Raw genomic sequence first — 15,911 nt, 5'->3', positions numbered from 1 at the left:
CTATCTGGGGCACACCGGCCATCAAATCAAATTCATGTCACGGTAGCGCACGGCCCATGCGGTCCACTCAAAGCAGACTGGCCCCCGGACGTTCGGGGGACAGCAGTGCGCCCAAGCTAACCGTCAGATCCTCTGCGCAGAGCTACGAGCCGCCCGGCAGCGCCAGGCGCTCGATCGTCTGGTTGTGACGGGTCAGCAGCTCGCAGGCCTGCCCGATCTGCCGCGCGCGCAGCGCCTGCAGGATCAGCCGGTGGTCCTGATTGGTGCGGGGGCGCCAGCCGGCGTTGCGCGCCATCGTCAGCACCAGCCGTGAGTTGGCCAGCCGCAATCCGTCGAGGCTCGCCAGCAATCGCGGCATCGCGCAAGGCGTGACCAGCGCGCGATGAAAGGCGCGGTTCGCGGTCTCGAACTCCTGGATGGTCTCGGCATTGTCGGCCTCGATCAGCGCGAGCTCGATCGCGGCGAGATGCGCCGGCGTGTAGCGCGGTGCGGCATTGCGCAGCGCGATGACCTCGAGCGCTGTGCGCATCTCGACGATCTCCTTGGTCGATTTCGCATCCAGCGGCGCCACCCGGACGCCGCGCCGCGGCGCCGCGACCACGAGATAGAGCGCCTCGAGGTGCCGGAACGCTTCGCGCACCGGCACGTGGCTGGAGTTGAACTCGCGCGCGATGTGGTCCTGCCGCAGCGGGGCATCCGGCAGAAGTTCGCCACTGATGATGCGTGCGGTGATCGCGTCCGCGATCCGGTGGGCTGTCGTGAGATTTTCGTCCTGCATGGCGATAGATTATCTATTGAAAAAACCAATGCAGCGGAAGCGATCCTCACCTACGGTGCTCAAATACAGAGATTTCATAGATAATATCTATGAAAATCTATAATTTTGTGTGGAGCGTGGGCATGGTTGATGTGAGCGGTGCGTCGTCTGATCAAGCGGAGCAGGGCAAAGCTGTCCGCCATGATTGGACCAGAGACCAGGCGGAAGCGTTGTACGGCCTGCCGTTCCCCGACCTGATGTTCCTCGCCCAGTCGGTGCATCGCCGGCACTTCGATCCCACGCGCCTGGAGACAGCGAGCCTGCTCAGCATCAAGACCGGCGGCTGTCCGGAGGATTGCGGCTACTGCTCGCAGAGCGCGCATTACGACACGGGTCTCAAGGCGACGAAACTGATGGATCGCGACGTTGTGGTCGCCACTGCACGGCGGGCGAAGGCGGCGGGGGCCGAGCGTTTCTGCATGGCGGCTGCGTGGCGCAGCCCCCGGGAGCGCGATCTCGATCAGGTCTGCGACATGGTGAGCGCGGTGAAGGACCTGGGAATGGAAACCTGCGTCACGCTGGGGATGCTGACCCCGCCGCAGGCGCAGCGGCTCAAGCAGGCCGGGCTCGACTTCTACAACCACAATGTCGACACCTCGCCCGAGTTCTACGACCGCATCATCACCACCCGGACCTTGCAGGATCGCATCGACACGCTCGCGCATGTCCGTGACGCCGGCATCAAGGTGTGCTGCGGCGGCATCGTCGGCATGGGTGAGGAGGTGGACGACCGGCTCGGCATGCTGGTGCTGCTGGCCAACCTCGATGAGCATCCCGACAGCGTCCCGATCAATCTGTGGAACGAGGTCCAGGGCGTTCCGGTCAACGACACCGCCGCGCGACCTGATCCGATTGCACTGGTGCGATTGATCGCGGTGTCCAGGATCATGATGCCGGCCAGCGTGGTCCGCCTGTCCGCAGGCCGGCAATACATGAGCGACGAGCTGCAGAGCCTGTGCCTGCTCGCCGGCGCCAATTCGATCTTCATCGGCGACGTGCTGTTGACCACGGCCAATCCGCAAGCCGACCGCGATGCCGATCTGCTCGCGCGCCTCGGCATGACGTCGTCATTGTCGGCGCGTTCGGGCGCACCGTCTGGTGCGAGCGGGATCGCGGACGCTTCGTCCCTGGCCTGATTCGATCACCCCGTCGGGATCACGACGCGACGGTCGCCACCACCGCGCTCCGCCCGTCGTGCCCGTCCACGCGTTCGGCTGACCGAACGAGAGCGGAGCCCTGCCCATGTCGTCCGAGCGATTGGCGATCTATGCCGACGGTCTCCAGAGTCTCGCGGCCGATGATCGGCTGCGGCGGCTCAGTCCAAGGTTCGGTCTGGATTTCTCCTCCAACGACTATCTTGGTCTGGCCCAGGCGCCGCGCATCAAGCACGCCGTCGCGGCAGCCATGGAGGCCGGCACGCCGGTCGGCGCAGGCGGTTCGCGCCTGCTGCGCGGCAATTGTGCGGAGCATGAGCGGCTGGAAGCGGAAGCGGCGCGATTCTTCGGTGCTGACAGCGCGCTGTTTTTCGGCAGTGGCTATATCGCGAACTTCGCCGTGCTCACCACGCTGCCGCAACGCGACGACCTGCTGGTGCTCGATGCGCTCGTGCACGCCAGCACCCATGAGGGGGCGCGTGCCGGCCGGGCCGAGATGTGCCAGTTCATGCATAACGATCCGCAATCCGCTGAGGACGCGATCCTGGCGTGGCGGAGGGACGGCGGTGTCGGCCGGCCCTGGATCGTTGTCGAAAGCCTCTACAGCATGGATGGCGATCTCGCGCCGCTGGATGATCTGGTCGCGCTGGCCGACCGCCATGATGCTTTCTTATTGATCGACGAGGCGCATGCGACCGGCGTGCGTGGCGAGCAGGGCCGTGGCCTTGCCGCGCGCTATGAGGGACGCGAGACCATCGTGGTCGTTCATACCTGCGGCAAGGCGCTGGGTGCGGCCGGCGCGCTGGTCACGGCGAGCCACGTACTGCGCGACATCATGATCAACCGCTGCCGCTCCTTCATCTTCGCGACTGCGCCGTCGCCGCTGATGGCGGTGGCCGTCACGGAGGCGCTCGCGATCCTGCAGGACGAGCCGGAGCGGCAGCAGAAGCTGACGCAGCTCGTGGCCTTTGCCCATCGCGAGATCGTCGCGCGCTTCGGCGAGACGTGGTCGTCGTCACAGATCATTCCCTACGTCGTCGGCGACAACGCGCGCGCGATGAGCCTCGCCAGCGCCCTGCAGCTGCGCGGCTTCGACATCCGCGGCATCCGGCCGCCGACGGTGCCGGCCGGCACGGCGCGGCTCAGGCTGTCGCTGACCTTGAATATCGACGAGGCCGCGGTCGTGGCGCTGCTCGATGCGCTCGTCGACGAGATCGGAGCCGCACGGTCATGGCGCAGCGCATCGTAGTCACCGGCACCGATACCGGGATCGGCAAGACCGTGTTCGCCGCAGGCCTGACCGCGCTGCTCGGCGCTTGCTACTGGAAACCGGTCCAGGCCGGCCTTGCGGAGGAGACGGACTCTCGCCGCGTCCAGCGACTCGCCGAACTCCCCGATGACCGCGTGATCCCCGAAGCTTACCGGCTGGCCGAACCGGCCTCGCCACATCTCGCTGCGCGCCTGGAAGGCATCCGTATCGATCCGCCTGGCCTCGATCCGCCCGACGCCGGTGGCAGACCTGTCGTGATCGAGGGCGCCGGCGGCGTCATGGTGCCGCTCGATTCCGACACGCTCTATCTCGACGTCTTCACGCGATGGCGATTCCCGGTCGTGCTCTGCGCGCGCACGAGTCTCGGCACCATCAATCACTCGCTGCTGTCGCTCGAGGCTCTCCGCAGCCGCGGCATCGACGTGCTCGGCATCGCCTTCATCGGCGACGCCAATCCCGACAGCGAGGAGACGATCTGCCGTCTCGGCGGGGTGAGGCGCCTGGGCCGGCTGCCCTGGCTGTCACCGCTGACCGCGCGATCGCTGCAGCAGGCCTTCGTAGCTCAATTCCGGCGGACGGACTTCGACCGATGATGCGCAAGACGGACTCGCCGATCTGGCACCCCTTCACCCAGCATGCGCTGCAGCCCGAGATGACGCCCATCGCCCGCGGCGAGGGTGCCTATGTCTATACCGCGGATGGCCGGCGGATCATCGACGCCATCGCGTCCTGGTGGGTGGTCACGCATGGCCATTGCCATCCGCCCATCGTGCGCGCCATCCAGGAGCAGGCGGAGCAACTCGATCAGGTCATCTTCGCCGGCCATACCCATGAGCCGGCCGAGCAGGTCGCCGCTGCATTGCTCGAACTGGCACCGCCCGGGCTCGCGCATGTGTTCTTCTCCGACAGCGGATCGACCAGCGTCGAGGTCGCGCTGAAGATGGCGCTCGGCTATTTCAGGAACATCGGCGAGCCGCGCACGCGCATCGTCGTGATGCAGCATTCCTACCATGGCGACACCATCGGGGCGATGTCGATCGGCGCGCGCGGCGTGTTCAATGCGGCCTATGAGCCGCTGCTGTTCGACGTGGCCGTGGTTCCGTTCCCGGCGCCGGGGCGGGAGCAGGCATCGCTCGATGCGCTCGCGGCAGCCTGCGAGAGAGACCGGCCCGCGGCCTTCATCGTCGAGCCGCTGGTGCTCGGCGCCGGCGGCATGCTGATGTATCCGGCTTCCGTGCTGGCGGAGATGCGTCGCATCTGCACGGCGTTTGGCGTGCTGTTCATCGCCGACGAAGTCATGACGGGCTGGGGACGGACCGGAACGCTGTTCGCCTGTGAGCAGGCGGACGTCGTGCCCGACATCGCCTGCTATGCGAAGGGCCTCACCGGGGGGGCGATGCCGCTGGCCGTGACGCTGTGCCGTGCCGAGATCTTCGATGCGCATTATTCGTGCGACCGCACGCGGACGTTCTTCCACTCGAGCTCGTATACCGCCAATCCGATCGCCTGCGCGGCAGCGAGAGCCAATCTCGAGCTTTGGCGGCAGCCGGAGACGCGGGCGCGGATCGCCTCGGTCGCGGCATCCCAGGAGCGCTGTCTTGCCCGCTTTCGATATGACGAGCGATTTTCTGATCTGCGGCGCTGCGGCACCATTACGGCGCTCGATCTCCACGCCGACGAGCCCGGCTATCTCGCCGAGGTCGGGCCCAAGCTGCAAGCCTTCTTCCGTGGCAGCGACGTGCTGCTGCGTCCGCTCGGCGACACGATCTATGTCATGCCGCCTTACTGCGTCACCGCCGGCGATCTCGAGACGATCTATGCCGCGATCGATGAGGCCGTCGATCACGTGGTCTGATCGCTCGTTGTCTGCCGGCGATTTGCGCTCCACGATCCCGCGCATTAGCATCGCTCCAGCAAATTTCGTTGCGGGAGGAAGCAGCCATGAACGCGCCGGTCAGCGGTAACAGCTCCAAGGAGCCGAAGGACGCCACCGAGGCTGTGATCGCGGCGCAGCAAGCCCTGCTCGGATCTTTGCCGTTTGGCGACACGACCGATTTCGACGACGCGGCGCGCGGCTTTCTCGGCACCATCGACCAGGCCATGGTCGCGACGGCGCAGGGGCGCACCGTCTGGAGCCTCGCGCCCTATGGCTTCCTCGATGCGGAGGAAGCGCCGCCAACCGTCAATCCGAGCCTGTGGCGCCAGGCGAAGCTCAACATGCATCATGGTCTGTTCGAGGTGGTCCCCGGTGTCTATCAGGTCCGCGGGCTCGACATCGCCAACATGACCTTGATCGAGGGTGATACGGGCGTCATCGTGGTGGATACGCTGACCTCGATCGAGGGCGCGCGGGCTGCGCTCGATCTCTATTTTCAGCATCGCGGCGCGAGGCCCGTCGCGGCCGTCATGTTCACGCATACCCACACCGATCATTGGGGCGGCGCGCTCGGGGTGGTCGATGAGGACGCCGTCGCCAGCGGCCGCGTGCCGCTCATCGCGCCCAACCTGTTCATGGAGCACGCGGTCTCCGAGAACATCATTGCCGGTCCTGCGATGTTGCGTCGGGCGCAATATCAGTTCGGTCCGCTGCTCTCCAAAGGGCCGAAAGGGCATGTCGATTGCGGTCTCGGCAAGACCATGGCGGCGGGCGGCGTGGCCTTGCTGCGGCCGACCGACCTGATCATGGCGACCGGCGATATCAGGACGATCGACGGCGTGAGCTTCGAATTCCAGATGGCGCCCAACAGCGAGGCGCCTGCGGAGATGCATTTCTTCGTGCCGCGCTACGGGCTCCTGAACCTCGCCGAGAACTGCACGCACAATTTTCACAATCTGCTGCCGTTCCGCGGCGCCGACGTGCGCGACGCGCTGGCGTGGTCGAAATATCTCGGTGAGGCGCTGCAGCTATGGGGCGGCAAGGCCGAGGTCATGTGTGGCCAGCACCATTGGCCGGTGTGGGGGGCGAGCCGGATCGACCAGATGATCCGCGAGCAGCGCGACCTCTACAAGTTCGCGCATGACCAGACCGTGCGGCTGATGAACCATGGCCTGACGGCAAGCGAGATCGCCGAGCAGATCACGTTGCCAAGGAGTCTTGACGGCGCGTGGCACGCGCGCGGCTATTACGGCCATATCCGGCATAATGTGAAGGCGATCTACCAGAAATATCTCGGCTGGTATGACGCCAATCCGGTCAATCTCGATCCTCTGCCGCCCGTCGAGGCGGGCCGCAAATACGTCGCCTACATGGGCGGCGCCGACGCATTGCTGGCGCGGGCGCGCGAGGATTTTGCAAGGGGCGAATTCCGCTTCGTCGCGCAGGTGGTCGGCCATCTCGTGTTCGCCGAGCCGGACAATGCCGCGGCGCGCGCGCTGCTGGCCGATACGCTGGAGCAACTCGGCTATGCCGCCGAGAGCGCGACCTGGCGCAACGCCTATCTGTTCGGCGCGCAGGAGCTGCGCCACGGCATGCCGGAAATTCCACCCCGACCGGGCCTGCCGCGCGACACTCTGGCGGCGCTGCGGACGGAGCAGTTGTGGGACGTGCTGGGCGTGCGGTTGAACGGGCCGAAGGCGGAGGGCAGGCACATCGTCCTGAACTGGACGTTCACCGACACCGACGAGCGCTTCGTGCTCACCCTGCAGAATTGCGCGTTGACCTATGCCGCGGGCGTGCAGGCCTCGACCGCAGATGCCGGCTTCACGCTGGCACGTTCGACGCTCGATGAGCTCATCGCCAAGCTCACGACCTTTCCGGAAGCGGTCGCAGCCGGAAAGCTCGCGTTCATCGGCAACCCGATGCGGCTCGCCGAGCTGATGTCCCTGATGGACGAGTTTCCACGCATGTTCGCGATCGTCGAACCGAAGCGCGCCACCATCACATGAGGTGAGGCGAAGGTCGGCCTGTCACCGGCCTCCGCTGCCGTCGTGGCGTTACTCTGCGCTGCTGACCAGCCTGATGCGCGGCTCGGCCCGTTCGATCAGGCTGCGATAGGCAGCGAGATAGTCGAGCGCCATGCGGCGCGCCGTGAAGCGCCGTTCGAACTGCTCGCGCACCCGGGCGCGGCTGAGATCGGGCAAGCGGCCGATGGCGGCCACCGCGCTGAGCTCGTCCTCGACGATGAAGCCGGTGAGGCCGTCGTCGATCACTTCCGGGACTGAGCCGCGATTATAGGCGATCACGGGGGTGCCGCAGGCCATCGCCTCGATCATGACGAGACCGAACGGTTCGGGCCAGTCGATCGGCAGCAGCAGGCCGAGTGCGCCGGACAGGAAGTCCGGCTTCTCGTGGTCGCCGATTTCGCCGATGTACTCGACGAGCGGATTGCCATTGATCAGCGGATAGATCAGCTGGTCGTAATAGTCCTGGTCGGCGCGATCGACCTTGGCTGCAATCTTCAGCGGAATGCCACAACGCATCGCGATCTTGATCGCGCGGTCGACACCCTTCTCGGGCGCGATGCGTCCGAGCACGGCAAGATAGCTCGGCGTCACCGGCCTGGGCGTGAGGAGCTTCTCGGGCAAACCGTGCAGCACGGTACGGACCCAGTTGGCGTTCGGCACCGGGCGTCGCTGCGCATCTGAGATCGAGACGACGGGAACATCCTTGAACATCGAGAACACCGGCTGGTGTTCCGGGAGATCGAGCCTGCCGTGCAACGTGGTCAGGAATGGCGTGGGTTGCCGAGAGAACAGCGAGAACGGGTAATAGTCGAGGTGGAAGTGGAGGGCATCGAACGCTTCATCGTCGCATTTCTGCCGAACGCCCTCCAACATGACCATGTGCAGCGCATTGGGATCGCGCACTGAGCCATCGAGACGCAATGCCTTCGGCCATGTCGGGCATAGTCGGGCGGAAGTCTGGGAATCGCCGCTTGCAAACAGGGTGACATCATGGCCGAGGGCGACAAGCTCTTCAGTCAACCAGTGGACCACTCGCTCGGTCCCGCCGTAGAGCTTGGGAGGCACCGCCTCCGTCAAGGGAGCAACCTGCGCGATGCGCATCTCATCGTCTCCTATATGTGATCATGGAGAGAGGCTCCTCCTCGATCTGGCGACACCGTGATGGGAACGTTCTCGCATCTGCGAAGTTCCTTTCACCGATGACACTTTCTTCGACACATCGTTCCAAGCCATGTCTCATTGATGCCATCTGATGCTTCCAACCCTGCGCGTAATGCGGATGTTGAGACACGTCGACGCCGCATGGCGATGCGGCGGGAACCAAGGACTACGCGTTGTCTCTGGTCGGTTCCGTTTCAGGGTCGCTACCTCAGAAAGATAATAGTTCTCTCTCACGGACAGGCCATGGATCAGCTCTCAGGCTACACGTACCGACCGTTTCCGTTTGTCATGCGCTATCTGCGTCAGCGCTCGGCATCGCATCTCGTGATCCTCGGCGCTGTTGCTGGCGCCGTTGCCTGCTCCGTCGGCACGCAATACGGCGTCAAGTTTCTGGTCGACAGCCTCTCGGCCGGCCCTCATGCCGGAGGCGGAGTCTGGGTGGCCTTCGCGTTGCTGATTTCCCTGATCGCGGCCGATAACATTCTGTGGCGTGTCGCCAGCTGGATCGCGAGCTTCACCTTCGTGAGGGTCACAGGTGACCTTCGTCGCGACATCTTCCGTCATCTCACCGGCCATTCACCCAGCTACTTCGGCGACCGTCTGCCGGGAATGTTGTCCAGCCGGATCACCGCGACGTCGAACGCGGTCTTCACAGTCGAGAACATGTTCATGTGGAACGTGCTGCCGCCGTGTCTGGCGACGGTCGCGGCCATCTGCCTGATCGGAACCGTGAGCGGACCGATGGCGGTCGGCCTGCTGCTGATTGCGTCGGCGATGGTGGTTGCGATGTTCCGCCTCGCGGCAGCCGGCAAGCCGCTGCATGATGATTTTGCCGACAAGGCCGCCATGGTCGATGGCGAAATGGTCGACGTGATCTCGAACATGCCTCTGGTCCGGGCGTTTTGCGGCCTGCGCCACGAACACGATCGCTTTGATGCGACTGTGAACAGGGAGCTCGCGGCGCGCGCGCGGAGCCTGCGCTATCTCGAGAAGTTGCGCATTCTCCATGCGACGGTGACGATCGTGCTGACCGTCGCACTGATGGCGTGGGCGATCTCGCTGTGGCAGCGGGGCGGTGCGACCACCGGCGACGTGGTGCTGGTCTGCACGCTGGGTCTGTGCATTCTCAACGCGACCCGCGATCTTGCCGTGGCGATGGTGGATGTGACCCAGCATGTCGCGCGCATGAGCGAGGCGATCGCAACTCTGCTGCAGCCACATGAGCTGCGCGATGATCCGGAGGCCGAGCCGCTGATCAAGAGTGGTGCTGCGATCGCCTTCGACAACGTCACCTTCCACTATCCGGGCGGCCACAAGCTGTTCGAGAACTTCACGCTGCGTCTGCAGCCGGGCCAGCGCGTCGGCCTAGTCGGCCAGTCCGGCGGCGGCAAGTCCAGCCTGTTCACGCTGTTGCAGCGGTTCTACGATCCGCAAACAGGCCACATCACGATCGATGGGCAGAATATCGCCAGGGTGACCCAGCAGAGCCTGCGCGAGGCGATCTCGGTGGTGCCGCAGGACATCTCGCTGTTCCATCGTTCCATTCTCGAGAACATTCGCTACGGCCGGCCGAGCGCGACCGATGACGAGGTGCTGCGGGCCGCCATCGCGGCACGCTGCGACTTTGTCGAGACCCTGCCGGAAGGATTGCAGACGATGGTCGGCGACCGCGGGGTGAAACTGTCCGGCGGCCAGCGCCAGCGCATCGCGATTGCCCGCGCCTTCCTCAAGGACGCACCGATCCTGCTGCTGGACGAGGCAACCGCCGCGCTCGACAGCGAGTCGGAAGAGGCGATCCGGGAAGCCTTGAGCCGGCTGATGCGCGGGCGTACCGTGATTGCGATCGCGCATCGACTGGCGACCTTGCGCAATTTCGATCGTGTCGTCGTCCTGAGGTCGGGCAGAATCATCGAGGACGGCGCGCCGGACCGGCTGATGCAGGGCGAGGGACCCTATCGCGAGCTCGTGACCCAGGAAATGAGCCGGCTCGCCAAGTTCGCTGCCTGACGAAATCAGGCCCGATGTCGTGATCGCACGCCGGGCGATCCAAGTGGCGTTCGTGGTGCCCGGCGCATCATCCAACAAGGCACGAGGTCAACATGTCGGCCGAAGTCGCAATCACGCTCTCATCAATGGTGCACCCGGACGAGCCGGTGGAGCAGCCATTCTACATTCCCATGACAGGGCCGACAGCCCGGCCGCGGCGGTCGCTCAAACACGACGACACCTTCATCGTGCTCGACGGCCACGGCGACATCGGCGCGTCGGCAGGTGGTCCGGACGGCCTGTTCCACGCCGATACGCGCTATCTGGCGCGGCTCGAGCTGACGCTCGATGACGTTCAGCCGTTGCTGCTGGGCTCCAGTCTGCGCGATGACAATTCGGGCCTGACCGTCGATCTCACCAATCCCGACATCTACCGTCAGGGCCGGCATGTGCTGGCAAAGGACATCCTGCACATCGTGCGTACGATCTTCCTCTGGCGCGGCACCGCCTATCAGCGAATCGGGGTCCAGAACCACGGCGACCGGCGCGCCAGCTTCGATCTCAAGCTCGCCTTCGACAATGATTTTGCCGATCTGTTCGAGGCGCGCGGCGCGGTCCGGCCCCGCCGCGGCACGGGCTCCGGCCGGTTGATGGGACCGGGCGAAGTCGTGCTGGACTATCGCGGGCTGGACGAGGTGGTGCGGACGACTGCGCTGAATTTCGATCCGTGCCCGATGCGGCTGGCGGTCAATTCGGCGAGCTATCATTTCGATCTCGAGCCGCAGGAGTCGATCTCGCTGTTCGTCACGGTCACGTGCAATGGGGGCGCCGGTGGCGAGCCGGGCCGCTTCTTCCGCAGCATGCTCGCCCACCGTCGCGAGATGCGACGCTGCACGGGCGGCGCCGCGAGCATCGAGACCTCCAACGACATTCTCAACGAGGTGCTGTGCCAGGCGGCCGCGGACCTCAACATCCTGATGACGGATACGCCGCAGGGACGCTATCCCTACGCCGGCATCCCCTGGTACTCGACGACGTTCGGCCGTGACGGCCTGATCACGGCGTTGCAGATGCTGTGGGTCGATCCGCGGATCGCCCGCGGTGTGCTGCGCAGGCTGGCGGTCTATCAGGCGAGCAAGACCGATCCGCTCGCGGATGCGGAGCCCGGCAAGATCCTGCACGAGATGCGGGGCGGCGAGATGGCGGCGCTGCGCGAGGTGCCGTTCGCCTGCTACTACGGCAGCGTCGATTCGACTCCGCTGTTCGTCCTGCTGGCCGGCCTCTACCTCGACCGGACCGGCGATATCGAAACATTGCAGGAGCTGTGGCCGGCGATCGAGCGGGCTCTGCACTGGATCGACGGACCGGGCGATCCCGATCACGACGGCTTCGTCGAGTATCAGCGCGCCTCGGAGCATGGCCTCGCCAACCAGGGCTGGAAGGATTCCTACGACGCGGTCTTTCATGCCGATGGGCGGCTCGCCGAAGGCAACATCGCGCTTGCCGAGGTGCAGGGCTATGTCTTCGCCGGCAAGCGGCTGGCAGCGCGCTGCGCGCGCCGGCTCGGCCGCGTCGATCTGGCTGAGCGGCTGGAGTTGGAGGCGGCGCGCCTCGCCGAACGGTTCGAGACCGCCTTCTGGTGCGAGGAGCTCAACACTTACGCCTTGGCGCTGGACGGCGACAAGAATCCCTGCCGCGTACGCACCTCCAATGCAGGGCAGCTGCTGTTCAGCGGCATGGTGCGCGAGGACCGGGCCCGCAAGGTGGCTGCGGATCTGCTGCGGCCGCACTTCTTCTCGGGCTGGGGCATCCGCACGGTCGCCCATGGCGAGGTGCGCTACAATCCGATGTCCTATCATGACGGTTCGATCTGGCCGCACGACAACGCGCTGATCGCGCTCGGCCTGTCGCGCTATGGCCTCAAGCATGCGGTCGAGCAGGTGTTCACGGGACTGTTCGAAGCCGCCGCCTACATGGACCTGCGCCGGCTGCCGGAGCTGTTCTGCGGCTTCAGGCGCGAGAAGCATCGCGGACCGACGCTCTATCCGGTGGCGTGCGTACCGCAGGCCTGGGCCAGCGCCACGCCTTTCACGCTGCTCGAAGCGGCCCTCGGGCTCGAATTCGACGCCGATCGCGGCGAGATTCGTCTGCGCAATCCGCGGCTGCCGGCCTTCCTCGATTGGGTGGTGCTGCGGGATCTCAGGCTCGGCAGCTCGGCGATTGATCTGCGTATCCACCGGCACGGCGAGGATGTCTCGATCGAGGTGCTGCGCCGACGCGGCCAGATCCAGGTCTCCATGGTGCTGGCGCAATGATGATGCCGAAGCGCGCGCCCCATATCCGCGCTCGTCTCCTGCTCCTCGCATTGTTAGTGCTTGCGGGCGCGACATGGCATGCGAACGACGGCCGGGCGCAGCAGAGTCCGCCGGAGCCTGCTGCAAAGGAGACGTCGCCGCCTGCCGCGCCTGCGAAGGAGCCGGCGCCGCCGCCTTCGGTCACGATTCTCGGTGCGCGTGACGCGCATGGCGTGCTTGGTCGGGACGTGCGCAGTTCCACCGGCGAGGACATGGGACAGATCGTCGATGTGATCGTCGACCTCTCGGGAACCGTCCGGGCGGCCGTGATCGATTTCGGCGGATTCCTCGGTGTCGGCAGCCGCAAGATCGTGGTCGACTGGACCGCGCTCGACTTCAAGCATCTCGCCGACAAGAGCGACCAGGTCACGCTGGACCTCACCAAGGAGCAGGTGAAGACCGCTCCCGAGTACAAGGAGGACAAGCCCGTGGTGGTGCTGGGCGCCGCCGGGAAGCTGTCACCCTGGATTTTCGATCATTGAATTGATGCATGACGCCTCCGTCGGCGGTTCTTTGCGCGGCCCGGAGAGGCGCCCCTGTGAGTCCCGCGACCGATGTGAATTGGGACGTTGAACCATGCCGATTGCGCGGCCGTCCATATCACCTGACCCGGAGCCGCGAGGCCAGGATCGTGCACGCCCGGGCACCTTGCGCGAGCATGGTCCTGCCGGCAAACCTGCGGCGTCGCGCCAGAGCCTGCGCGGGCTCGACTGGTTCATCTTCTTTCTGGCCGATGTGCAGACGGGATTCGGTCCCTTTATCGCAGTTTATCTCACGACCCAGAAATGGACTCAGGCGCAGATCGGGCTGGTGCTGTCGATCGGCGGCATCGTCGGACTGATCGGGCAGATGCCGGGCGGCGCGATCATCGATGCCGCGAGGTCCGAGCGGCGCGTCGCGGGGTTCGCCGTCGCCGCCATCGGCTGCAGCGCGCTCGCCTATGCGGCGTGGCCGATCTTTCCGGCGGTGGCCAGCGCCGCGATCCTGCATGCCGCCGCGAGCTGCGTCCTTGGTCCTGCGATCGCGGCCATCAGCCTCGGCCTGGTCGGGCCGCGCGGCATGGCGGAGCGGCTTGGCCGCAACGCGCGCTTCGCCTCGCTCGGCAGCGGCGTAGCGGCGGCCGTCATGGGAACCTGCGGCTATCTCATCTCCAGCCGCGCCGTTTTCCTGGTGACCTTCATTCTCGCCTTTCCGACCCTGATCGCGCTGTCGCGGATTCGCGAGCGCGAAATCGACATTGCGCGTGCGCATGGCCATGCCGACCAGGAGGACAGGGAGGTCGCGCGGCTGTCTGGCCTGCTCGGCCTGTTGCGGCAGCGTGCGCTGCTGGTGTTTGCGCTCGGCGTGTTTCTGCTGCAACTCGCCAATGCCGCGATGTTGCCGCTGATGGCGGGGCTGGTGACGACGAAATCGAGCGAATGGGCGCCGATGCTGATCGCGTTCTGCATCGTCGTGCCGCAGGCGATCGTCGCGCTGACCTCACCCTCGGTCGGCGCGGTGGCGCAGCAATGGGGCCGCCGGCCGATGTTGATGCTGGGCTTTGCCGCGCTCGCGATTCGCGGCGCACTGTTCGCCGTCGTGCACGACCCCTATCTCCTGGTCGCCGTGCAGATCTTCGACGGCGTCACGGCCGCTGTCTTCGCCGTGATGATTCCGTTGACGGTGGCCGACGTGGCGTTCGGCAGCGGCCACTTCAATCTCGCGCAGGGCATCGTCGGGACCGCGACGGGCATTGGCGCATCGCTGTCGACCGTCATGGCCGGTATCGTCAACGACAGGTTCGGCAGCGCCACCGCCTTCACGGGTCTGTCGGGTGTGGCGCTGGCGGGTCTGGTTCTGATCGCGCTCGTGATGCCCGAGACCGGGCAGCGCGCGCGCAAGGCGTGAGGAAACGGAGGCTCAGGCGTCCATGCTGCGCAGGCGCTGGCGGTTGCGCAGGACGATCTGACGTGCGCCGGAGAAGCCGAGAACACCCTGGCTCTGCAGCTGCGACAGAGCGCGCGACACGGTCTCCAGCGTCAGGCCGAGATAGTCGCCGATGTCGCGGCGGCACATCGGCAGCGCCATCATGCCGGCGACGGCGAGGCGGCGGTCCATCTCGAGCAGGAAGGTTGCGACCCGCTCCATCGCGGTCTTGCGTCCGAGCAGCAGCATGTGGTCCTCGGCATGGCGGAGATCGCCGGCGGTCATGGTCCACAGCTTGCGGGCGACCGCGAGGTCGACGCCGGCGGCCTGTTCGAGGCTGCGGCGCTTCACCAGGCGAACCGAGGTGTCGATGATGGCTTCGGCGGCGAGCCGATGCAAAGAGCCGAATTCAAGGCCGAACACGTCGCCCGGAAGATGGAAGGCGCCGATCTGGCGGCGGCCGTCGGAGAGCAACTTGTAGCTGCGAACAGCGCCGGAGATTACCTGGTAGACGTATTCGGCCGGTTCGTCCTCACCGTAGATCTCCTCGTCCTTCTTGTAGGAGAATTCGCTGGCGATCAGCCCGGCATGGCCGGTGATCTCGGCAAACGGATTGATTGCAGGAGACTGAACGGCGGGGTTGGCGTTGGGGCTGACGACCGAACTGGTAACCGGCTGATTGAGCATGACCATCTCCTTGCGGCGGATGGCGTTGTGGTACACGGCGGCTCCCGTTAAGGACATTTCGCGCGATATCTTAAGGGGGTCCCCTTACGTAGATCTACGTAGGCTCGGGCCGCTTTCGGCCTGAAGTCCCTGAAACGATTTTGCCCGCGCAAGACCGCGCAGGAGTCAGGGATTTGAGATCGGCGGTCCGAGTCAGGAGACGCGCTGGGCCGCGGGAGGAGGGGGCTCCTTGGCGATCGCCTTGCGAATCCGCTTGACCAGATTCTCATCGAGCAAGGGCTTCAGCAGCAAGTCCTGGATTCCCACGGCAGCAGCACGCGCGGCCAGCCGGTCGTCGTAGTGGCCCGTGATCAGCACCACCGGAGCCGTCGCGCCCTGCTTGCGCAACCTTTCGGCGAGCTCAACCCCGTTGAGCTCAGGCATCTTGTAGTCGATGACGAAACAGTCCACCGGAGCGCGGTCCGATACGTTCAGCAGTGCGATGCCGCTGCGGAAGGTGCGGACGTCGAAGCCGTCGGCCTCCAGCAGAAAGCGTAGCGAGCTGAGGACGTCAGCATCGTCGTCGGCTACGTAGACCGTAGGTTTTGTGTGAGCCGACATGGCACGTGCCGCGATAATGTCATGTTGAACGGATGCGCAACATAACACTCGATTCCGTCAAGTCAGCTTGATCT

Annotated in this window: 13 protein-coding genes; 9 read left to right on the top strand and 4 right to left on the bottom strand. The window is 65.5% G+C overall.

Annotation, left to right across the window (positions count from 1 at the left end; all coding sequences use genetic code 11):
- Positions 1–142: 142 nt before the first annotated feature.
- The gene (locus LQG66_RS12255; protein ID WP_231326471.1) at positions 143–778 is read right to left on the bottom strand and encodes a GntR family transcriptional regulator; all 636 of its coding nucleotides are present in this window, start codon (positions 776–778) and stop codon (positions 143–145) included.
- A gap of 122 nt (positions 779–900) precedes the next feature.
- Here LQG66_RS12255 and bioB point away from each other — a divergent pair, with 122 nt between their 5' ends.
- The 5 genes from bioB (at position 901) to LQG66_RS12230 (ending at position 7,126) form a co-directional block, all read left to right on the top strand.
- Positions 901–1,953, top strand: coding sequence for a biotin synthase BioB (gene bioB, locus LQG66_RS12250; RefSeq protein ID WP_231326470.1), 1,053 nt, complete (start codon positions 901–903; stop codon positions 1,951–1,953).
- 106 nt (positions 1,954–2,059) lie between these two features.
- Positions 2,060–3,220, top strand: coding sequence for an 8-amino-7-oxononanoate synthase (locus LQG66_RS12245; RefSeq protein ID WP_231326469.1), 1,161 nt, complete (start codon positions 2,060–2,062; stop codon positions 3,218–3,220).
- Positions 3,202–3,834 carry a dethiobiotin synthase gene (gene bioD, locus LQG66_RS12240; RefSeq protein WP_231326468.1) on the top strand — a complete coding sequence of 211 codons (633 nt, stop codon included), beginning with the start codon at positions 3,202–3,204 and terminating at the stop codon, positions 3,832–3,834. Before LQG66_RS12245 ends, bioD begins: the two co-directional genes overlap by 19 nt.
- Positions 3,831–5,096, top strand: coding sequence for an adenosylmethionine--8-amino-7-oxononanoate transaminase (locus LQG66_RS12235; RefSeq protein WP_231326467.1), 1,266 nt, complete (start codon positions 3,831–3,833; stop codon positions 5,094–5,096). Before bioD ends, LQG66_RS12235 begins: the two co-directional genes overlap by 4 nt.
- An 86-nt stretch (positions 5,097–5,182) precedes the next feature.
- Complete coding sequence (locus LQG66_RS12230) at positions 5,183–7,126, top strand: alkyl/aryl-sulfatase (RefSeq protein ID WP_231326466.1); 1,944 nt, start codon at positions 5,183–5,185, stop codon at positions 7,124–7,126.
- Positions 7,127–7,174: 48 nt separating this feature from the next.
- Here the strand turns inward: LQG66_RS12230 and LQG66_RS12225 are convergent, their stop codons facing one another.
- The gene (locus LQG66_RS12225; RefSeq protein WP_231326465.1) at positions 7,175–8,245 is read right to left on the bottom strand and encodes a glycosyltransferase family 4 protein; all 1,071 of its coding nucleotides are present in this window, start codon (positions 8,243–8,245) and stop codon (positions 7,175–7,177) included.
- Between the two features lie 303 nt (positions 8,246–8,548).
- Here LQG66_RS12225 and LQG66_RS12220 point away from each other — a divergent pair, with 303 nt between their 5' ends.
- The 4 genes from LQG66_RS12220 to LQG66_RS12205 all read left to right on the top strand — a co-directional run bounded on the left by LQG66_RS12220 (position 8,549) and on the right by LQG66_RS12205 (position 14,532).
- Positions 8,549–10,312 (top strand): ABC transporter ATP-binding protein, encoded by a 1,764-nt coding sequence (locus LQG66_RS12220; protein ID WP_231326464.1) that lies wholly within the window; start codon positions 8,549–8,551, stop codon positions 10,310–10,312.
- A gap of 92 nt (positions 10,313–10,404) precedes the next feature.
- Positions 10,405–12,606 (top strand): amylo-alpha-1,6-glucosidase, encoded by a 2,202-nt coding sequence (locus tag LQG66_RS12215; protein ID WP_231326463.1) that lies wholly within the window; start codon positions 10,405–10,407, stop codon positions 12,604–12,606.
- Positions 12,606–13,127 carry a PRC-barrel domain-containing protein gene (locus LQG66_RS12210; RefSeq protein WP_425601336.1) on the top strand — a complete coding sequence of 174 codons (522 nt, stop codon included), beginning with the start codon at positions 12,606–12,608 and terminating at the stop codon, positions 13,125–13,127. The genes LQG66_RS12215 and LQG66_RS12210 overlap by 1 nt, the downstream gene beginning before the upstream one ends.
- Before the next feature lie 94 nt (positions 13,128–13,221).
- Positions 13,222–14,532 (top strand): MFS transporter, encoded by a 1,311-nt coding sequence (locus LQG66_RS12205; RefSeq protein WP_231326461.1) that lies wholly within the window; start codon positions 13,222–13,224, stop codon positions 14,530–14,532.
- A gap of 12 nt (positions 14,533–14,544) precedes the next feature.
- Here LQG66_RS12205 and LQG66_RS12200 read toward each other — a convergent pair whose 3' ends face one another.
- Positions 14,545–15,237: a helix-turn-helix domain-containing protein gene (locus tag LQG66_RS12200; RefSeq protein WP_231327765.1), complete on the bottom strand. Its 693-nt coding sequence runs from the start codon at positions 15,235–15,237 to the stop codon at positions 14,545–14,547.
- A gap of 192 nt (positions 15,238–15,429) precedes the next feature.
- Positions 15,430–15,837, bottom strand: coding sequence for a response regulator (locus tag LQG66_RS12195; protein WP_231326460.1), 408 nt, complete (start codon positions 15,835–15,837; stop codon positions 15,430–15,432).
- Positions 15,838–15,911: the final 74 nt, after the last annotated feature.

Source organism: Bradyrhizobium ontarionense, assembly GCF_021088345.1.
GTDB lineage: Bacteria > Pseudomonadota > Alphaproteobacteria > Rhizobiales > Xanthobacteraceae > Bradyrhizobium > Bradyrhizobium ontarionense.
This window is presented reverse-complemented; position numbering and strand designations above follow the sequence as displayed.